Below are 17,844 nucleotides of genomic sequence, written 5' to 3'. Positions count from 1 at the left end.
CGAATGCGCTACCGGAGGCTTGACGCCTCTGGCGACTATTCCTTTGGTCGCCAGAACGCGAACTTCTACCAAAACCAACCGGAAGCGGTCGCGCAGGCGATCCAGACCCGGCTGCAATTGTTCACGGGCGAATGGTTCCTCGACCTCACCGAAGGCACGCCATGGCAGACGGACGTGCTGGGTAAGTACACGCAAGATGTCTATGACTCGGCTATCAAGGACCGTGTTCTGGGCACGACCGGCGTCTCTGAAATCGTCGCCTACACCAGCACGTTCAACGGCCAGACCCGCAGCCTGAGCGTGAGCATGACCGTCTCGACCCTCTATGGATCAACGCAACTGGATCTGACCCTGTGACCATCACGACCGTAGCCGCTCAGATCACGCCCCAAGGGATCACGGCGCCCCAGTTCGCCGATATCCTCGCCTACCTGCAATCGCAGTTCCGGTCGATTTACGGGGCGGACATCTACATCGATCCGGACTCGCAGGATGGTCAGTTTCTTGCGGTGATCGCCCAGGGATTCACCGACATGAATTCCCTGGCGCTGCAGATTTACAACAGCTTCAGCCCCGCGACTGCGACCGGTAACGCGCTCGCGTCCAACGTCAAGATCAATGGAATTGCACGTCTTGTGGCGAGCTATTCCACGGTGGATGTGACCATCGTCGGCACCGCTGGGACCACGATCACCAATGGCGTTGTCGCGGACGCCAATCGCAACAAGTGGAACCTACCGGCATCGGTGACGATTCCATCTGGTGGATCCATTGTGGCCACGGCGACGTGTCAGGTGCTGGGCGCGATTGGCGCAGCCGCGGGCACCGTCACGACCATCGCCACCCCGACGTTGGGATGGCAATCGGTCACCAACGCCGCTGCAGCCGCGCTGGGTGCCCCGGTGGAGTCCGATGCTGCCTTGCGAACTCGACAGGCGCACTCGACCACGCTGGCATCGCAGGCGATCACGGACGGCATCCTGGGCAACATCGCCTTGTTGCCGAACGTCACGCGCTGGGCGGCCTTCGAGAATTCCAGCGGCACGGCCGATTCCAACGGCATCCCCGGTCACAGCGTCAGTTTCGTGGTGGAAGGCGGTGATGCACTGGCGATCGCCCAGACCATCCAGAAACTGAAAACCCCGGGCACTGGCACCTACGGCACCACGGCGCAATCGGTGGTCACCAACTACGGCGTGACTCAATCGATCAACTTCAACCGTCCGGTTTCGCAGGCCATCACGGTGGCGATCGCGGTGAAGTCCCTGACCGGCTATTCCTCGGTGGTCGGAACAGCGATCCAGAACGCTGTGTCGGCGTTCATCAATGCCATACAAATTGGCGGTGGCACCTCGGGCGTCGTGGAATGGGATCAGTGCTTGGTCGCGGCCAGAAACATCGCCAATGCCAATTCCTTCAAGATCACCAGCCTGACGCTGACCGGAACTGTTCCATCCCCGACCAATGGCGCACTCACGGCATCGGCGGCTGGTGCGCTGGCCGCTGCGACCTACTACGTGAAATCGACGTGGGTAACCGCCTCGGGTGAAACCCTCGGGTCTGCGGAGACGTCTCTGGCAGTCGGTGCGAACAACGTGCTGAATGTCGCAGCGCCTTCCAGTCCGCCCCCAGGCGCGACGGGGTGGAACGTCTATGTCTCGACGTCTACCGGAACGGAAACGAAGCAGAATGCCTCCACGATCGCGCTGGGAACCGCATGGGTGGAACCGACCTCCGGCCTGATTTCCGGCGCGGCATTGCCGAGTTCGAACACCGCAGGTGCGGGAACGCCGGATGTGCCGCTTGCGTTCAACCAGGTAGCCACCTGCGCGCCGGCCTCCGTCACGCTCACGGTGACCTGACGTGAGGGCCGTTGCCGATTACGCCGGGCTGATCACTTCGGAGCATTCATCGCGCCCGAAGTTCATGGCCATGGTCAACGCCATCGCCCAATGCTTTGTGGACCAGCAGACGTTCGTCGCGGGACTTCCTGCCGCGTTCGATCTGGATACCGCGCAGGGCGTGCAGTTGGATGCAGTGGGTCTGTGGATTGGCCTGTCGCGCAATCTGGCCGTTCCGGTCACCGGTGTGTATTTCAGCTGGGATACCGCGGGCGTGGGCTGGGATGAGGGCGTCTGGCAGGGACCAAGTGACCCGACGCAAGGCATCTCGACGCTGGAAGACAACGCCTATCGCTTCCTGCTGCGGGCCAAGGTCGCGGCGAACCACTGGAACGGATCGAACGGCACCTCGCAGACGATCCTCAACAGCATCTTCAATCCGGTCGGCATGACACCGATCCTCACCGACAACCAGGACATGAGCATGTCGGTGCAGGTATACGGATCGCAGTTCAACGCACTCTATCGCGCCATCATCACGCAGGGCTATGTCCCGGTGCGACCTGTTGGCGTGAACGTCAATTACACCATCCAGATTTACAGCCTGAAGTTCGACGGCACATGGGCCTTTGATGGCTCTGAGACTTTCAACGGCATCAAGGTCTAACGGAGACCCACCCCAATGACGCAACAGAATGACTTCCTGCCATTCGCGGCAGGCGGCAGTGCGAACGTGCTTGCTCAAGCGAGCTATGCCAGCGATCCGGCAACCACGAATGGCTTTCAAACGGGTGTGGCGAAGTCCAATCACGCCAACAAGGCATTGCGACAAGCCACCATCATGGCCTCCGTCATTGCTCAGTTCATCATCAAGAACACCACGGCCAACGTTATTGACGATGGCACGCTGACGACGATCGAAGCGAACCTCGAAGCCGCCATTCTGCAGTTGGCAAGCGGTCGAGTGATTCATATCTCGGACGTGATCAACCTGCAGACGACGCTCAACGGTTTGCTGTCGATCACAGGAAATGCAGCATCTGCGTCGAAACTCGCATCAGTGTTCAATCTTGCTCTGACTGGTGACATCACCGGGGGCGCGAACATCGACGGTTCCGGAAATGTCTCACTGGCCACGACCTTCGCAAAGAACTCCGATAGGAGTCTTGCTCAGAACGGCTGGGGATGGACGGCAAGCGGATTGCTCGAACAGTGGGGTTATGTCTCCACCAACTACAACGGTGACCAAGGCTTGGTGTCGGTGACGTTCCCGAAAGCCTTCCCGACAAACTGCTTCAACATCCAGACGACCGACATCATCCCGTCCAGCGGTGGATATGGCGATCAGTTCTACGACATGTATTCGCAGGTGAAGGGCTCACCGAGCCTGACCGGGTTCACGGCATCCCTGCAAGCCCCAGTTGGCGGAAGCGCGGGCAACCACCACTACGCATTTTTCTACAAGGCCATCGGGAACTGAGCCATGACGATCCTAACGCCTGCCAACAGTTTCGATGACGTCACCCAGCTCGACACCACGACCATCGCCATTGGTGGGGCGGGTGGTGCGGCGAATACTCCGCTTCAGAACCTCTGCAATCGCACCTATTACCTGAAGCTGCGACTGGATGGGCTGGGTAAAGCCGCGACGACGAACAACTACAACGACCTGGCTAACCTTCCGGCGTTGGGTTCTGCGGCATATCAGAACACCGCTTCATTCGCGTCGGCTTCGGATGGTGTGTTGGCTCGATCGGCAGTGCAGCCGAGCCAGCTGTCCGGATATGGAATCGTCAATCCGATCACCACCGCTGGCGACATGATCATCGGTGGATCAACTGGGTTGCAGCAGCGACTCCCCGCTGGTACGAACACCTATGTTCTGACAATGGTTGGCGGGTATCCGGCTTGGGCTGCCTCTGGCGCGAGCATTCCGAATGTTCAGACCATCACGTCGGCTGCGACAGTAACACCGACATATAGCAATGACGTTGTGGAAATTACTGCACAGTCTGCTGGATTGACTATCGCTAATCCAACTGGAACTCCGAATAACGGGCAGGCGATTCTTTTCAGGCTGAAGGACAACGGAACCGCGCAGACGATCGCATTCGGGACTGCATTCATTGGGATCGGTGGTGCATTGCCAACGACGACGACAGCGGGGAAGTGGGAATACTTCACTGGCATCTATTCCAGCGCAGATTCGAAGATTCACATCATTCTACCTGCGGCGGTGCAGTCGTGATTCGACCTGGAATTGCGTTTCTTGCTAGTGGTCGAAGTTCAGTAGGTTCACACGACCCATTCTTCTCTAATGTCGTTCTTCTTTTACATTGCGACGGACCTAACGCATCAACAACATTCACAGATTCAAGTTCGAAAAATCATGTGGTAACACCAACTGCATCACAGATCGCATCATCTCCGTCAAAATTTGGCACTGGGTCAGCCAGCGTTACATCAGGTAATGCCTCTCTTGATGTAGCTTCAAGTTCTGACTTTGCGTTTGGAACCTCTGATTTCACAATAGAGTTTTGGTTCATAACTGCAACTGCATGGGGATCATCAAATCTCCCTGCATTTATTGAAACAAGAGATTCATCAGGTTCTGGTAATGGACCAGTGCTCTATGTTGATTCTACCCCTCAGCTCATCTATTACAATGGATCCAATAGGATATTGGGTGGATCACCAAGCGTTCCAACATTAAGCGCCTGGACTCATATCGCAATATGCAGATCAAGTGGAGTAACTAGATTGTTTGTAGGAGGATCACAGGTCGGAACTAACTATGCGGATACTTCAAACTATCCGGCGTCGAGACTAAGAATTAGTTCATCATATTTGGGGGCAAATTCTGCAAACGGATATATTGATGAAATTCGCATTACAAACGGAGTAGGGCGCTACACGTCGAATTTCACGCCGCCGACAACACCTTTCCCAAATAGCTGACGCCGCTCTAGGATTTCCCCGACTGCATACCAGCGTCCGTCGAGGCATCCTGATCTCACACCAAGCCGCCTCTGCTTCGCCATTGGCCCAAGCATGCGGCGGGTGTTCAGAGCTCCAGCTCCAGCTTCAGGTTTTCGCCATACTTCGTGTGGATGCTATCGAGCTTCTCGGCAAAGTCTTCGTAGTCGTTGCTCAGCTTCATGATGGTGACCACGGAAGCAAGGTGCTCGCGCAGCTTCGGGTGTCCGATGTCAGTCGTAAGCCGTTGGTGCAACTTCGCCTTTTTCTCGTCCTTCGTTGCCTGCTGTTTCAACTCCTTGCGCAGCCCCGGCGCGAGCCGGTCATAGACGATATTGTTCGTCAGCGTCCCGAAATACTGCGGACGATAGTTTGCGTTTTCAGGTGGGTACGGGATGCCCTTGAGCCTAAACAACTGCTCGTAGTATTCGGGTGGAAAGGTCTTTACCCACGGCTGAAGTTCCTTTGCAACGAAAGATTCGAGGATCTTGGCCAGAGCGTTCTTTTCGCGATCTTTTTGATACCCGGTCGCTTCATCTACTAGGGCGATGATGCCGACGCGGGCAAATCCTCGAACAAGGATTTCGCATTGATCTGCGACCTGAGATTGCCGTTGGGGCAATGTCCCTGCCCGTCGCGCAGCGAGAATTGCATCGCAGTAGTCGGCCAGCACCGTCGCAGGATAACCATAAGCAATGCCGCCACCACTTGGATTCTGGAATCGAATTGGATTCCTGAGCATCGGCAGTAACTCATTGGTTACGTTGGGTTTTACCCCGTCAGACTCCAATAAAGCGATGTGTCGAGCATCACCAGACCTAGATGAGCCAAGGCTCATCCCGACACCCACAATAAATCCGCGCTGCGACAGGACGCGTGTCCCGTCCTCCAGCACATAACAGGGGATTTCGATATCTCCGATCTTCAATGGGTGATCAGCGGATCCATGGGTCGCTTTCGGCAACGTAGCTAGCTCACGCTTGGCCTGCAGTGCGTTCTGCGAAATCTCCTTCCGGCGAGCAGGAGTCAGTGCCGCCGCCCTGGCTTTGCCGCCCTTGGCCTTTCCTGTTGGCTTGTCTTTCATATGACCTTGCAAGGTTATTGGTTGCAAGCAATTTACTATAAATAATCAGAAATGCAAGCACTCTGCTTTCACCGTATCGGCACAACCCGCTTGGCCGTACCGTAGGTGACCTCCAACGGTTGCCACGTCTTGAAGGAGATGCGGCCAGGGTCAGGTTCTCGGAACCGCCGGCATGTATCGGTATAGACCTCGGCCATGCCGCCGCCAACCTCGACCATACGGACCCTCACCACGCCGTAGGAGACGAGCTCCCGCACGGTACGACCGCGATCATCTCGGGTGGTACGGACGAGGCGCTGGCTGGGGTCGGCCCGCTGCCACTTGCGTACGGCCAGGCGGTAGGTCTCGGGGTCTACTGGGTTCATGCCGGCAGGGTAGCGCCGGCCGGATCATGGGGTGAGACGGCTATCCGATCCTGTACCGTCGGGCGACCTCAAGGGTCGGGCGGCTTAGGGTTTTATCCCCGTGGGGACGCCATATCAGGAAAAACGCCCGCGCAAGCGGGCGTTTTTCTTTGTGCGGCAATGAATCCGTCGTGACCCCGGAATGCCGCCGCGCTCGTCGTCCGCGCCGATTTCCAGCAGAATACGTCGTTTCCAGTCGTCGGATCCCGTCATGCATTCGGTTCGCCTCGCCGCGCTCGCTACCGTCCTCGCCATCACCGCCACGCCCGGCGTGGCCCATGCGGCAAAAAGCGGCAAGGCGAAGGCCGCGAAGAAGCCCGTTGCCACGCAACCGGCGGCAGCCGCAGCGACGAAGGTGGAACTGCGCACGGACCGTGACCGCATCAGCTACATGGTCGGCATGGAAGTGGGCAAGTCGGTGGCCGATATCGGCCAGGACATCGATTTCGCCGAGTTCGAAAACGCCATCCGCAACACCATGGACGGCGGCAAGCCGCTGCTGACCCAGGATGAAGCACGCGCGGTGAGCATGGCGCTGGGGCAGCGCGTCCAGGCCCGCCAGTCGAATGCGACCGTTCCGGCGTTTCCGCCAGGCGTGACGCCAACGAAGGTCGCGCAGTTGGTCGGTATCGACATCGGGCGTTCGCTGGCGCCGGCGCGCGCCGAATTCGATCTGCCGATGGCCATGCAGGGGTTGCGCGCCGTCGCGTTGAAGCAGACGCCGTTGCTCGATGAGGCCCAGGCCAAGCAGGCGCACGATCAGTTGATCGCGAAGATGCGCACGCGCAGCGCCGCGGACGCCATTCGCAACAAGCGCGAAGGCGAGGCATTCCTTGCCCGCAACCGCACCGCGCCCGGCGTGATGACCACGCGCAGCGGCCTGCAGTACCAGGTGATGAAGGACAGTGGCGGCATCATGCGCCCGTCCGCCGATTCCTCGGTGCATGTCAGTTACGAAGGGCGCACGCTCGATGGCCACGTCTTCGATGCCAACAAGGATGCGAACTTCCCGTTGAAGGCGGTGATCGCCGGCTGGACCGAGGGCCTGCAGCTGATGCCGGTCGGCAGCCGCTACCGTTTCTGGATCCCGTCGCAGCTGGCATACGGCGCCAAGGGTTCGCCGCCCAGCATCCCGCCGAACTCCACGCTGGTATTCGATGTCGAACTGCTCGGCCTGAGCCGTTAAAGTAATCCGCCCTGCGGTCCATCCCGCAGCCATTCATCCGCATCGTGCGGTCAAGAAGAAAACCGGAGTTCCCGATGTCCAATCGTCGTTCCCTCATCGTCCTGTCGTCGTTGGCGATCGCAATCACGTTCTCGCTGGGCGCCTGCAAGAAGCCTGCCGAAGGCGCTGCATCCGCCGCCAAGCCCGACGCCGCCGCCGATGCCACCAAGAGTGCCGACAAGCCGGCCCAGACCATCGCCGGCCTGCCGACCGACAAGGACCAGGTCAGCTACATGATCGGCATGAACATGGGCAAGCAGCTTGAGCAGGCCAAGGACGAGATCGATCTCGACGTGATGATGAAGGGCCTCCGCGCCTCGATGAACGGCGAAAAGCCGTTGATGGACGAGAAGCAGGCCGCAGCCGTCGGCGAGGCCTTCGGCCAGCGCATGCAGCTGAAGATGATGCAGAAGGCGATGACCGACGCCAAGAAGAACGGCGAGGAAGGCGAGAAGTTCCTGGCCGACAACGGCAAGAAGCCGGACGTGAAGACCACCGCTTCGGGCCTGCAGTACCAGGTGGTGAGCGAGGGCACCGGTCCCAAGCCGAAGCCGACCGACGTGGTCAAGGTGAAGTACAAGGGCACCCTGCTGAGCGGCAAGGAATTCGACAGCACCGAAGCCCACGGTGGCGAGCCGGCGATGATGCCGGTCAACAAGGTGATTCCGGGCTGGTCGGAAGGCGTGCAGCTGATGACCGTCGGCAGCAAGTACAAGTTCTGGATCCCGGCCAAGCTGGCCTATGGCGAGCAGGGCACCCCGGGCGGCCCGATCCCGCCGAACGCGACGCTGGCGTTCGACGTCGAGCTGGTGAGCATCGAGAAGGGCAAGGCAGCTCCTTCTGCTCCCGCAGCTGATGGCGGCCACGGCAAGTAATCGCACTGCATCACATAGGGAAGACGCATGCACGTTTCCATCTTCGGCACCGGTTATGTCGGCCTGGTCACCGGCACCTGCCTCGCGGAAGTGGGGCACCAGGTGGTGTGCGTCGATATCGATGCCGCCAAGGTGGACGGGCTCAACAACGGCGTGATCCCGATCTACGAACCCGGCCTTGAACCGATGGTGAAGTCCAACCATGCCGCTGGCAGGTTACGCTTCACCACCGACGCCGCCGAAGCGATTTCCTTCGGCGACGTGGTGTTCATCGCGGTCGGTACGCCGCCCGACGAGGATGGCAGCGCCGACCTGCAGTACGTGCTGGCGGTGGCGCGCACCATCGGCAAGCACATGGACAAGCCCGTGGTGGTGGTCGACAAGTCGACGGTGCCGGTGGGCACCGCCGACAAGGTGTCCGCCGCGATTGCCGCGGAGCTGCAGGCGCGTGGCGTCGAAGTGCGCTTCGACGTTGTCTCGAATCCGGAATTCCTCAAGGAAGGCGCCGCGGTCGAGGACTGCATGCGTCCGGATCGCATCGTCATCGGCTCGTCCAGCGACAGCGCGATCGCGACGATGCGACGCCTGTATGCGCCGTTCAATCGCAACCACGATCGCGTGGTGACGATGGACGTGCGTTCGGCGGAACTGACCAAGTACGCGGCGAATGCGATGCTGGCGACCAAGATCAGTTTCATGAACGAGATGGCCAACATCGCCGAGCGCGTGGGCGCCGACATCGAGCATGTGCGCAAGGGCATCGGTTCCGATCCGCGCATCGGCTGGCACTTCATTTATCCCGGCGCCGGTTACGGCGGTTCGTGCTTCCCCAAGGACGTGCAGGCGCTGGCGAAGACGGCGGCGCAAAACCAGTACGACTCGCTGCTGTTGAACGCGGTCGAGGCGGTGAACGAGCGCCAGAAGAGCCATCTGTTCGAATTGATGGTTCGCCACTACGGCAGCGCCGCGGCGCTGAAGGGCAAGACCATCGCGTTGTGGGGCCTGGCGTTCAAGCCGAATACCGATGACATGCGCGAGGCGTCGAGCCGCCGCTTGCTGCAACAGTTGTGGGAAGCAGGCGCCAAGGTGCGCGCCTACGACCCGGAGGCGCGCGAGGAGGCGCATCGCATCTTCGGCGATCGCGATGACCTGATGCTGTGCGATCTGCGCGCGGATACGCTGGCCGGCGGCGTCGATGCGCTGGTGGTGATCACCGAATGGAAGCAGTTCCGCAGCCCCGACTTCGACATGCTCGGCGAACGCCTGCACGATCGCGTGGTGTTCGATGGTCGCAATCTCTACGATCCGATCGAAGTCGAAGCCAACGGCCTGGCCTACTGGGGCATTGGCCGCGGGCGTTCCGTGCGCGCGGCATGAGCGAACAGTCGCGCATCGAGGAACTGGAAATGCGCCTGACCTTCCAGGAGCAGGCGTTGATCGAACTCAGCGACGCACTGGCCGCCGCGCGTGCCGATATCGCGCGCCACGATGCCGCCTTGCGCCGCGTGGTCGAGGAATTGAAATCCGCGCGCGGATCGGGCGTGAGCGTCGATCCCGCCGATGAGCCACCACCGCCTCACTACTGATTGACGATGACAGATTCGTTGCGCGACCAGTTGCTCGGCCTGGGCTTCAAGCCGGCGCCGAAGCCGGCCCACAAGCCGAAGCCAGCCACGCCTGCTGGCAAGGGCAAGCCCGGCCATCATGCCCCGCGCAAGGACGGCAAGGGCGCCCCACCAAAGCGCAAGCCGCAGGGCGGCGAAATGGATCTCGGCAAGGCCTATGCCATGCGCGCCGAGAAGGAAAAGGCCGAACGCATCGAGGCGGAACGCCAGCGCCAGGAAGAGGCGCGCCTGCGTCGCGAAGCGCGCGAGAAGCTGGCGGCTTTCCTCGAAGGGAAATCGCTGAACGCCGCGGATGCCGAGATCGCCCGCCACTTCGATTACGGCGGCAAGATCAAGCGCATCTATGTCACCGCGGAACAATTGCCGCAGCTCAACGCCGGTGCGTTGGGGGTGGTGCAGTTGAACGGGCGTTACCTGCTGGTCACCGCCGAGGTGCTGGCGGAAGCCGGGCGCATCTTCGCGCCTGCGCTCGCATTGAAGGTCGATCCCGATGCGCCGGCCACGGACGATCCGTACAGCGATCCGCAATTCCAGGTGCCTGACGACCTGGTGTGGTGATGGCCGGCCGGATCGCGATCTGTGCATTGTTCGCGATGCTCGCATTGCCGGGACGCGCTTTCGCGCAAGCAGCGCAGCAGCCCGAGACGGACACGCAATTCGACCGCCCCGGGCTGTCGTTCGCGTCGTGGTCGCTTCCACAAGGCGGATTGGTCTGGGAACAGGGCTTGCCCGACGCAAGCTGGCAACGCGATGGCGATACGCGAACCCTCCAGGCGAATGCCGACAGTCGCCTGCGCATGGGACTCGGGCATGGCGTCGAGCTGCAACTGGCAGGATCGCCATACGTCTGGCAGGAAACACGTGCTGAAAGGAAGACACATGCGCACGGCCAGGGCGACACCGACGTTGCGCTGAAATGGACGCTGCCGTTGTCGTCGCAGGATTGGAGCATGGCGTTGCTCGCGACGCACAAGTTCGCATCCGGTGGGCAGCCCTTCGGCTCGTCGGGCCATGCCGACCAGCTCGCTGCTGCGGTCACGCGCGATCTCGGTGACAACCGCAGCTTCTCTGGTTATCTGGCACGCGATTCCCAGCAGCAGGGACGTGGCTGGATGTCGGCGGTGTCGTATGGATTCTCGTTCACCGACGCCTTGTCAGGTTATGTCGAGACCGGGTATGGAAACGGCATCGATCACGCGCGCGTTGCCGGCGGCGGGTTGACGCTGCTGGTCGATCACCGCGTGCAGCTGGATGGCTGGATGCTGCGCGGGCTCGACCGCAACAGCCCCGAGTGGCAGGCCGGGTTCGGTGTTTCCGTGGTGCTGGCGCGCGGGCACTGAGCCCGGATCACACCGCGGGCAATGGCGGTTCCGTTGTCGCGTCCTTGCCCTTGAAGCGATCGAGCAGGGGGCGTTCGATGGCATGCCACGACAAAGCCGCAAGAATCGCAGCGCCGGCCAGCGCCAACGGCAGCATCGCGAGCGGTGCGATCGCCGGATTCCACGCCGCGATGCTCTGTTCCACCGGGAATCCATAGAGGAACAGCCCGTAGGACCAATCGATGCGGCGTGGCCAGGGCAACGCCGGCAGGCGATAGGCCGCCCACAGGCAGAAGTGCAGGGCAGCGATGGCAGCGATCGGACCGAACCAGCGACTGTCGTGCGCGATCGCGGCGAGCACGATCAGTCCCGCCATTCCGACGTGGGTGATCTTCAGTCGGTCGCGCCACACCGCGCACACGCCGCCGCCGAGGAAGATGCAACCGAGTGCGCGCACATCGCGCGCGTCCGGAACGCCATGCCACCACTGCCAGGCGCACCACAGGATCCATGCCGCCGCAATCGCCGTGAACGCCGCGCGCCGGCGCACCAGCGTCAATGCGGCAAGGATGCCGAGCCACAGATACCAGCGCACTTCCACCGCCAGCGACCACAAGCTGCCATTGACCACGTTCGGATACGGATTCGTCGCGAATACGCCCGGAAGGTTCCATACGAAGGATTTCGGAACCGCGTTGCCGAGGACGAAATGCCAGGTCGCCTTGTCGTGCAGATAGACCGATGGCGAGAGCGTGGTCCATGCCGGGCCGAGGACCAGCGCGCAGAACAGGATGCATGCGATGTACGCCGGCCAGATGCGCACGACGCGGTTGCGCGCATAGCGCAGGATCGAGGGTTGGCGCAGCAGGCTGAGGGTGACGAGGTAACCGCTGATCGCGAAGAAGAAGAACACCGCGAGGCTGCCGGCGTAATAGCCGGGCATGAAGCGCTGGACGAGATCGGCATCGCCGGGCGCATGGCGTGTCAGCGCGTAGGCGTGACCATAGATCACCATGGCCGCCGCGAGATGGCGCAGGGGCAGGAAGTTGTCGCGGTTGGCGGGTGTCATGCGCCCAAGCTTAAGCGACGCAGGTGCGAGACTCCGAGATCCCGGATCAGTCGATGGCTCTGGTGCGGCAATGGCGATTCGGCGATGTCCTGGGGGGTGATGTGCTTGCCGCCAAGATCGGGCAGCAGGCGGACATCGGCAGCGGCATAGCAGTGCTGCACCATCGCCGAACAGAACAGGGCATTGTTGCGCGCGAACACGTTGCCGTGACGGCGCAGGCGTCGGCTCGGCATCGCGAACAGGGTGCCGACCAGTTCGGTCAGCGAGTAGTGCGACAGCCCCGACAGCAGGTCCAGCCCGGCGACCTGCACCTGCTTCGTCTGCGCCTCGTCCAGCCCGAAATCGAGGATGGCGAGATTGGGGACCAGATCGTTGTCGAAATAGCGATCGACGCGATTCTCCTGCACGCCCAGCCGCACCTGCTTGTAGTGGATGTCGAGGTCGGACTCCAGGACCCACCAGTGACCGTCGGCGCGGCGTTCGTTGAAGATGAAGGCGTGCGACCACAGGCTGCGATGACCGTCGCCGGTGAGCGGCGACTGCGCCTTGCGGATCAGCTTGCTCATCCATTCCTTGCCGGTGCACAGGCCGATGCGTCCGGGTGCGGCGTGGCGTTCGATGAATTCGCGGTTGCCGAGCCCGGCGGACGTCGCGTGGTCACTGTCCATGTGGCGGATTACCGTGCAAGTGTTATTCGGGATCGTAGTCGAGGTTGGCGGCGAGCCAGCGCTCCGCCTGCTGCAGGGTGATGCCTCGCCGTGCCGCGTAGTCCGCGACCTGTTCGCGCGAGACGCGCCCGACCACGAAATACTGGCTGCGTGGATGGCTGAAATACCAGCCCGAGACCGCGGCGGCCGGCGTCATCGCGAAATTCTCGGTGAGTTGCATGCCGGTGTTCTTCTCGACTTCGAGCAGGTCGAACAACGTGCGCTTCTGGCTGTGGTCGGGGCAGGCCGGATAGCCGGGCGCCGGACGGATGCCTTGGTATTTCTCGTCGATCAGGTCGTCGGTGCTGAGCGTTTCATCCGGCGCATAGCCCCAGAACTCGTGGCGCACGCGCTGGTGCAGGCGTTCCGCCAGCGTTTCCGCCAGGCGATCGGCCAGCGACTTCAGCAGGATGGCGTTGTAGTCGTCGTGGTCGGCTTCATAGCGGGCGACGCGTTCGTCGATGCCGATACCGGCGGTGCAGGCGAAACCGCCGATCCAGTCCTGCTTGCCGGAATCCCGTGGGGCGATGAAATCGGCGAGGCAGAAATCCGGGCGCTCCACCGGTTTGTCGACCTGCTGGCGCAGGAAGTACAGGGTGGTCGCCGAATCCGGCAAGACCACGTCTTCGCCAACCGAATGTGCGGGGAACAGCCCGATCACGCCGCGCGCGGTCAGCCATTTCTCGTCGACGATGCGCTTCAGCATCGCCTGGGCATCGCGGAACAACTCGCTGGCCTGCGTGCCGACGATTTCATCCGTGAGGATTGCCGGATAGCGGCCGGCCAGTTCCCAGGCATTGAAGAACGGCGTCCAGTCGATCAGCGGCACCAGCTCGGCCAGCGGATATTCGTCGAAGACGTGGATGCCGGGCTGGGCCGGTTGCGGCGGCGCGTAGTTCGCCCAATCGCCGTCGAATTTCTGGGCGCGGGCCTTCTCCATCGATACCAGGCGCTTGGCGTCGCCACGGTTGCGATGGCGCTCGCGGATGTCGGCGTAATCGCTCTCGTTGGCGGCGACGAACGAGGCGCGCAGATCCGGAGAAATCAGCGACTGCGCCACGTTGACCGCGCGCGAGGCGTCCTTCACCCAGATTGTCGGTGCGGCATAGTGCGGATCGATCTTGAGCGCGGTATGCGCACGCGAGGTCGTTGCCCCCCCGATCAGCAGCGGCATCTCGAAGCCCTGTCGCTTCATTTCCTTGGCGACGTGGCTCATCTCTTCCAGCGACGGCGTGATCAGCCCGGACAGGCCGATGATGTCGGCGCCGACTTCGCGCGCGGTATCGAGGATCTTCTGCGCCGGCACCATCACGCCGAGGTCGACGACCTCGAAGTTGTTGCAGGCAAGGACGACGCCGACGATGTTCTTGCCGATGTCGTGGACGTCGCCCTTGACGGTGGCCATGACGATCTTGCCGTTCGACTTGCCGGCATCGCCGGTACGCAGCTTCTCGGCTTCGATGAAGGGCAGCAGGTGCGCGACGGCCTTCTTCATCACGCGCGCCGATTTCACCACTTGGGGCAGGAACATCTTGCCGGCGCCGAACAGGTCGCCGACCACGTTCATGCCGTCCATCAGCGGGCCTTCGATCACGTCGAGCGGACGCTTCGCCTGCAGGCGCGCTTCCTCGGTATCGTCTTCGACGTACTGGTCGATGCCATGCACCAGCGCATGCGAGAGGCGCGCGGCGACCGGTTGCTCGCGCCAGCGCAGGTCTTCGACCTTCTTCTCGCCTTTCTTGCCCTTGTACTTGTCGGCGATTTCGAGCAGGCGTTCGGTGGAGTCGTCGCGACGGTTCAGCACCACGTCCTCGACGCGCTCGCGCAGTTCCGGCTCGAGGTCGTCGTACAGGGGCAGGGCGCCGGCGTTGACGATGCCCATGTCCATGCCGGCCTTGATCGCGTGGTACAGGAACACCACGTGGATGGCCTGGCGCACGGGCTCGTTGCCGCGGAACGAGAACGACACGTTGGAGACGCCGCCGGAGATGTGGCTCTTCGGGAAGCGCTTGCGCAGTTCGCGTGCAGCTTCGATGAAGGCGACCGCGTAGTCGTTGTGTTCCTCGATGCCGGTGGCGATGGCGAAGCAGTTGGGATCGAAGATGATGTCTTCCGGCGGGAAGCCGATCTCTTCGGTCAACAGCTTGAACGCGCGCGAGGAAATCTCGACCTTGCGCTCCAGGGTGTCGGCCTGGCCGACTTCGTCGAAGGCCATGACCACCACGGCGGCGCCGTAGCGACGCACCAGCCGGGCCTGGCGCAGGAATTCGCCTTCGCCTTCCTTCATCGAGATCGAATTGACGATGCCCTTGCCCTGCAGGCACTTGAGGCCGGCTTCGATCACCGACCATTTCGATGAATCGACCATCACCGGGATGCGCGCGATGTCGGGTTCGGCGGCCATCAGGTTGAGGAAGGTCACCATCGCCTGTTCGGAGTCGAGCAGGCCTTCGTCCATGTTGACGTCGATGACCTGCGCGCCGCTCTCGACCTGCTGGCGGGCGACGACCAGGGCGTCGTCGTAGCGGCCTTCGAGAATCATCTTCTTGAACTGCGCGCTGCCGGTGACGTTGGTGCGTTCGCCGACGTTGATGAAGTTCGATTCCGGCGTGATCACCAGGGGCTCGAGCCCGGCGAGGCGGGTATGGCGGGCGAGCGCGCTCATGCGACCTCTTCCAGCGCCGGGATCGCGCGCGGAGCGACGTCGCCGACGGCAGCGGCGATCGCGGCGATGTGTTCCGGGGTGGTGCCGCAGCAACCGCCGACCACGTTGAGCAGGCCGGATTGGGCGAACTCGCGCAGGATCACCGCCATGTCTTCCGGCGTTTCGTCGTAGCCGCCGAAGGCGTTGGGCAGGCCGGCGTTGGGATGCGCGGTGACGTAGGTGTCGGCGACCAGGGACAGCGCTTCCACGTGCGGGCGCAACTCCTTGGCGCCGAGCGCGCAATTGAGGCCTATGCCCAGCGGGCGCGAATGGCGCAGCGAATACCAGAACGCTTCCGCGGTCTGCCCGGACAACGTGCGCCCGGAAGCGTCGGTGATCGTGCCGGAGATCATCACCGGCAGGCGCTGGCCATGGGCGTCGAAGGCTTCCTCGATCGCGAACAGCGCGGCCTTGGCGTTGAGGGTGTCGAACACTGTCTCCACCATCAGGATATCGGCGCCGCCTTCGATCAACCCTTCCGTCGCTTCGCGGTAGGCGTCGCGCAGCTCGTCGAAGCTGATGGCGCGGAAACCGGGACGATTGACGTCGGGCGACAGCGAGGCGGTGCGGCTGGTGGGCCCGAGCACGCCGACCACGAAGCGCGGCTTCGATGGATCCTTCGCTTCGGCGGCGTCCGCGGTTTCGCGGGCGATGCGCGCGCCTTCGCGATTGAGCTCGCGCACCAGGTGGGTGAGGCGATAGTCGGCCAGCGAGATGCTGGTCGAGTTGAAGGTGTTGGTCTCGATCAGGTCGGCGCCGGCGGCGAGGTATTGCGCGTGGATGTCGCGAATGATCTCCGGGCGCGTCAGCGTCAGCAGGTCGTTGTTGCCGCGCTGGTCATGGCCTTCGCAACCGCAGCCGGGCCCATGGGCGTGACCCTCGGCGGCGAACAACGCGTCATAACCCTCGGCGAAGCGTTCGCCGCGGTAGTCGGCTTCCTGCAGTTCGTGGCGCTGGATCATCGTGCCCATCGCGCCATCGAGGACGAGGATGCGTTCGGCCAGCGCCCGCTGCAGTGCTTCGGCGCGTTGCGGATTCTTCCAGGGGAGAGTGTTCATGGCTTGGTCCCGATCAGCGAGATGACTTCGAAATGCGGTGGGCGGCGTTCGCGGGTGATGCTGGCGGCGCGATCGCCGTGCAGTCCTGCCTTCTCGATGAACTTCTGCAGTTCCTTGACGGTGAAACCGAGATTGACGTGGCCGAAGGGTTGCGCGGCCGTGGCATGCGCGTGCTTGCCAAGGCTGGACAGCAGGAGGCGGCCGCCGGGACGCAGCACGCGCGCGGCTTCGGCGACGGCCTGTTGCGGCTTGGCGGCGTAGGTGAGGGCATGCATCAGCACCACCAGGTCGAAACTGGCGTCGTCGAAGGGCAGGGCGTGCATGTCGCCTTCGCGCACCTCGACATTCGGATAGGTGCGCAGGCGTTCGCTGGCGGCGTTGACCACGCGGGCGCTGGCATCCAGACAGATGTAACGGTCCGCATGCGGCGCCAGCAGTTCGGCCAGCACGCCGTCGCCGGAGGCGATGTCGAGGACGTCGCCCGGTTCCAGCAATGGCAGCGCGGAACGCGCCAACGCTTCCCAAGTGCGGCCGGGCGAATAGTGGCGCTCCATGTCGCCGGCGACGCTGTCGGCCCAGTTCTGGTCGTTGGCGCGCGCGGCCATCACTTCAGGGATGCGGGCGGCGTCCTGGTTGAGCAGGGGGTCGTCGCTGCCGTTGCGCAGCGCCTGCCACAGGCTTTGCTGGGCGGCATCGAGGGCATCCTCCTCGAAGCGGTAATAGGAGGAGACACCGGAGCGGCGATCGCGCACCAGTCCGGCTTCCTTCAATCGGGCCAGATGGGTGGAAACACGCGGTTGCGCCAACCCGGTGATCGCGGCAAGCTCGGCAACGGTGAATTCCTCGCGCGCGAGCAGCACCAGCAGGCGCACGCGGGTCGCGTCGGCGAACACCTTGAGGCGGTTCGACCAGCCTTCCAGATCCATATATCTCTCTATCCGGATTTAAAGATATATT

Annotated in this window: 20 protein-coding genes; 12 read left to right on the top strand and 8 right to left on the bottom strand. The window is 62.3% G+C overall.

The window, feature by feature from the left end; all coding sequences use genetic code 11:
• Positions 1–3: 3 nt before the first annotated feature.
• From ABE093_RS01500 to ABE093_RS01475, 6 genes are read left to right on the top strand one after another with little or no spacing between them, the layout of a single operon-like run.
• Positions 4–357: a hypothetical protein gene (locus ABE093_RS01500; RefSeq protein ID WP_430759094.1), complete on the top strand. Its 354-nt coding sequence runs from the start codon at positions 4–6 to the stop codon at positions 355–357.
• Positions 354–1,862: a baseplate J/gp47 family protein gene (locus ABE093_RS01495; protein WP_430759093.1), complete on the top strand. Its 1,509-nt coding sequence runs from the start codon at positions 354–356 to the stop codon at positions 1,860–1,862. Before ABE093_RS01500 ends, ABE093_RS01495 begins: the two co-directional genes overlap by 4 nt.
• Position 1,863: 1 nt before the next feature.
• Positions 1,864–2,508 (top strand): DUF2612 domain-containing protein, encoded by a 645-nt coding sequence (locus ABE093_RS01490; protein WP_430759092.1) that lies wholly within the window; start codon positions 1,864–1,866, stop codon positions 2,506–2,508.
• A 15-nt stretch (positions 2,509–2,523) separates the two neighbouring features.
• A complete protein-coding gene (locus tag ABE093_RS01485; protein WP_430759091.1) occupies positions 2,524–3,321 on the top strand; it encodes a gp53-like domain-containing protein in 798 nt (265 codons plus the stop codon).
• Between the two features lie 3 nt (positions 3,322–3,324).
• Positions 3,325–4,089, top strand: coding sequence for a hypothetical protein (locus ABE093_RS01480; protein ID WP_430759090.1), 765 nt, complete (start codon positions 3,325–3,327; stop codon positions 4,087–4,089).
• Complete coding sequence (locus tag ABE093_RS01475) at positions 4,011–4,799, top strand: LamG domain-containing protein (RefSeq protein ID WP_430759089.1); 789 nt, start codon at positions 4,011–4,013, stop codon at positions 4,797–4,799. The genes ABE093_RS01480 and ABE093_RS01475 overlap by 79 nt, the downstream gene beginning before the upstream one ends.
• A 106-nt stretch (positions 4,800–4,905) precedes the next feature.
• Here the strand turns inward: ABE093_RS01475 and ABE093_RS01470 are convergent, their stop codons facing one another.
• The 3 genes from ABE093_RS01470 to ABE093_RS01460 all read right to left on the bottom strand — a co-directional run bounded on the left by ABE093_RS01470 (position 4,906) and on the right by ABE093_RS01460 (position 6,518).
• On the bottom strand, positions 4,906–5,901 hold the full coding sequence (locus tag ABE093_RS01470) for a P63C domain-containing protein (protein WP_430759088.1): 996 nt from the start codon (positions 5,899–5,901) through the stop codon (positions 4,906–4,908).
• Positions 5,902–5,969: 68 nt separating this feature from the next.
• Positions 5,970–6,266, bottom strand: a complete 297-nt coding sequence (locus ABE093_RS01465; RefSeq protein ID WP_430759087.1) for a hypothetical protein — start codon at positions 6,264–6,266, stop codon at positions 5,970–5,972.
• A 114-nt stretch (positions 6,267–6,380) separates the two neighbouring features.
• Positions 6,381–6,518 carry a hypothetical protein gene (locus ABE093_RS01460; protein ID WP_430759086.1) on the bottom strand — a complete coding sequence of 46 codons (138 nt, stop codon included), beginning with the start codon at positions 6,516–6,518 and terminating at the stop codon, positions 6,381–6,383.
• Between ABE093_RS01460 and ABE093_RS01455 the strand changes: the two genes are divergently transcribed.
• The 6 genes from ABE093_RS01455 (at position 6,517) to ABE093_RS01430 (ending at position 11,370) form a co-directional block, all read left to right on the top strand.
• Positions 6,517–7,491, top strand: a complete 975-nt coding sequence (locus tag ABE093_RS01455; RefSeq protein ID WP_430759085.1) for an FKBP-type peptidyl-prolyl cis-trans isomerase N-terminal domain-containing protein — start codon at positions 6,517–6,519, stop codon at positions 7,489–7,491. The genes ABE093_RS01460 and ABE093_RS01455 overlap by 2 nt on opposite strands.
• A 74-nt stretch (positions 7,492–7,565) precedes the next feature.
• Positions 7,566–8,405, top strand: coding sequence for an FKBP-type peptidyl-prolyl cis-trans isomerase N-terminal domain-containing protein (locus ABE093_RS01450; RefSeq protein ID WP_430759084.1), 840 nt, complete (start codon positions 7,566–7,568; stop codon positions 8,403–8,405).
• Positions 8,406–8,432: 27 nt separating this feature from the next.
• On the top strand, positions 8,433–9,782 hold the full coding sequence (locus ABE093_RS01445; protein WP_430759083.1) for a UDP-glucose dehydrogenase family protein: 1,350 nt from the start codon (positions 8,433–8,435) through the stop codon (positions 9,780–9,782).
• On the top strand, positions 9,779–9,991 hold the full coding sequence (locus ABE093_RS01440; RefSeq protein ID WP_430759082.1) for a SlyX family protein: 213 nt from the start codon (positions 9,779–9,781) through the stop codon (positions 9,989–9,991). Before ABE093_RS01445 ends, ABE093_RS01440 begins: the two co-directional genes overlap by 4 nt.
• Before the next feature lie 6 nt (positions 9,992–9,997).
• Positions 9,998–10,588, top strand: a complete 591-nt coding sequence (locus tag ABE093_RS01435; RefSeq protein ID WP_430759081.1) for a DUF2058 domain-containing protein — start codon at positions 9,998–10,000, stop codon at positions 10,586–10,588.
• Complete coding sequence (locus tag ABE093_RS01430; RefSeq protein WP_430759080.1) at positions 10,588–11,370, top strand: transporter; 783 nt, start codon at positions 10,588–10,590, stop codon at positions 11,368–11,370. The genes ABE093_RS01435 and ABE093_RS01430 overlap by 1 nt, the downstream gene beginning before the upstream one ends.
• 7 nt (positions 11,371–11,377) lie before the next feature.
• Here ABE093_RS01430 and ABE093_RS01425 read toward each other — a convergent pair whose 3' ends face one another.
• From ABE093_RS01425 to ABE093_RS01405, 5 genes are read right to left on the bottom strand one after another with little or no spacing between them, the layout of a single operon-like run.
• A complete protein-coding gene (locus ABE093_RS01425; protein WP_430759079.1) occupies positions 11,378–12,418 on the bottom strand; it encodes an acyltransferase family protein in 1,041 nt (346 codons plus the stop codon).
• Positions 12,415–13,086, bottom strand: coding sequence for a hypothetical protein (locus ABE093_RS01420; RefSeq protein ID WP_430759078.1), 672 nt, complete (start codon positions 13,084–13,086; stop codon positions 12,415–12,417). Before ABE093_RS01420 ends, ABE093_RS01425 begins: the two co-directional genes overlap by 4 nt.
• Positions 13,087–13,108: 22 nt before the next feature.
• Positions 13,109–15,790 carry a methionine synthase gene (gene metH / locus ABE093_RS01415; protein WP_430759077.1) on the bottom strand — a complete coding sequence of 894 codons (2,682 nt, stop codon included), beginning with the start codon at positions 15,788–15,790 and terminating at the stop codon, positions 13,109–13,111.
• Positions 15,787–16,887 carry a homocysteine S-methyltransferase family protein gene (locus tag ABE093_RS01410; protein ID WP_430759076.1) on the bottom strand — a complete coding sequence of 367 codons (1,101 nt, stop codon included), beginning with the start codon at positions 16,885–16,887 and terminating at the stop codon, positions 15,787–15,789. Before ABE093_RS01410 ends, metH begins: the two co-directional genes overlap by 4 nt.
• Complete coding sequence (locus ABE093_RS01405) at positions 16,884–17,813, bottom strand: ArsR/SmtB family transcription factor (protein ID WP_430759075.1); 930 nt, start codon at positions 17,811–17,813, stop codon at positions 16,884–16,886. Before ABE093_RS01405 ends, ABE093_RS01410 begins: the two co-directional genes overlap by 4 nt.
• Between the last annotated feature and the right edge of the window lie 31 nt (positions 17,814–17,844).

It is taken from the genome of Solilutibacter silvestris, from assembly GCF_050574925.1.
Taxonomy (GTDB): Bacteria; Pseudomonadota; Gammaproteobacteria; order Xanthomonadales; family Xanthomonadaceae; genus Solilutibacter; species Solilutibacter silvestris_A.
The sequence above is the reverse complement of the archived record's forward strand: the minus strand, read 5'-3'. Positions and strand labels throughout refer to the sequence as shown.

What these genes read in the sequence shown, in the direction of transcription:
- ABE093_RS01500 (WP_430759094.1), top strand. Translation starts at nt 4, where the DNA reads ATGCGCTACCGGAGGCTTGACGCCTCTGGCGACTATTCCTTTGGTCGC.
- ABE093_RS01485 (WP_430759091.1), top strand. Translation starts at nt 2,524, where the DNA reads ATGACGCAACAGAATGACTTCCTGCCATTCGCGGCAGGCGGCAGTGCG.
- ABE093_RS01480 (WP_430759090.1), top strand. Translation starts at nt 3,325, where the DNA reads ATGACGATCCTAACGCCTGCCAACAGTTTCGATGACGTCACCCAGCTC.
- ABE093_RS01470 (WP_430759088.1), bottom strand. Translation starts at nt 5,901, where the DNA reads ATGAAAGACAAGCCAACAGGAAAGGCCAAGGGCGGCAAAGCCAGGGCG.
- ABE093_RS01465 (WP_430759087.1), bottom strand. Translation starts at nt 6,266, where the DNA reads ATGAACCCAGTAGACCCCGAGACCTACCGCCTGGCCGTACGCAAGTGG.
- ABE093_RS01455 (WP_430759085.1), top strand. Translation starts at nt 6,517, where the DNA reads ATGCATTCGGTTCGCCTCGCCGCGCTCGCTACCGTCCTCGCCATCACC.
- ABE093_RS01460 (WP_430759086.1), bottom strand. Translation starts at nt 6,518, where the DNA reads ATGACGGGATCCGACGACTGGAAACGACGTATTCTGCTGGAAATCGGC.
- ABE093_RS01450 (WP_430759084.1), top strand. Translation starts at nt 7,566, where the DNA reads ATGTCCAATCGTCGTTCCCTCATCGTCCTGTCGTCGTTGGCGATCGCA.
- ABE093_RS01445 (WP_430759083.1), top strand. Translation starts at nt 8,433, where the DNA reads ATGCACGTTTCCATCTTCGGCACCGGTTATGTCGGCCTGGTCACCGGC.
- ABE093_RS01440 (WP_430759082.1), top strand. Translation starts at nt 9,779, where the DNA reads ATGAGCGAACAGTCGCGCATCGAGGAACTGGAAATGCGCCTGACCTTC.
- ABE093_RS01435 (WP_430759081.1), top strand. Translation starts at nt 9,998, where the DNA reads ATGACAGATTCGTTGCGCGACCAGTTGCTCGGCCTGGGCTTCAAGCCG.
- ABE093_RS01430 (WP_430759080.1), top strand. Translation starts at nt 10,588, where the DNA reads ATGGCCGGCCGGATCGCGATCTGTGCATTGTTCGCGATGCTCGCATTG.
- ABE093_RS01425 (WP_430759079.1), bottom strand. Translation starts at nt 12,418, where the DNA reads ATGACACCCGCCAACCGCGACAACTTCCTGCCCCTGCGCCATCTCGCG.
- ABE093_RS01420 (WP_430759078.1), bottom strand. Translation starts at nt 13,086, where the DNA reads ATGGACAGTGACCACGCGACGTCCGCCGGGCTCGGCAACCGCGAATTC.
- metH (WP_430759077.1), bottom strand. Translation starts at nt 15,790, where the DNA reads ATGAGCGCGCTCGCCCGCCATACCCGCCTCGCCGGGCTCGAGCCCCTG.
- ABE093_RS01410 (WP_430759076.1), bottom strand. Translation starts at nt 16,887, where the DNA reads ATGAACACTCTCCCCTGGAAGAATCCGCAACGCGCCGAAGCACTGCAG.
- ABE093_RS01405 (WP_430759075.1), bottom strand. Translation starts at nt 17,813, where the DNA reads ATGGATCTGGAAGGCTGGTCGAACCGCCTCAAGGTGTTCGCCGACGCG.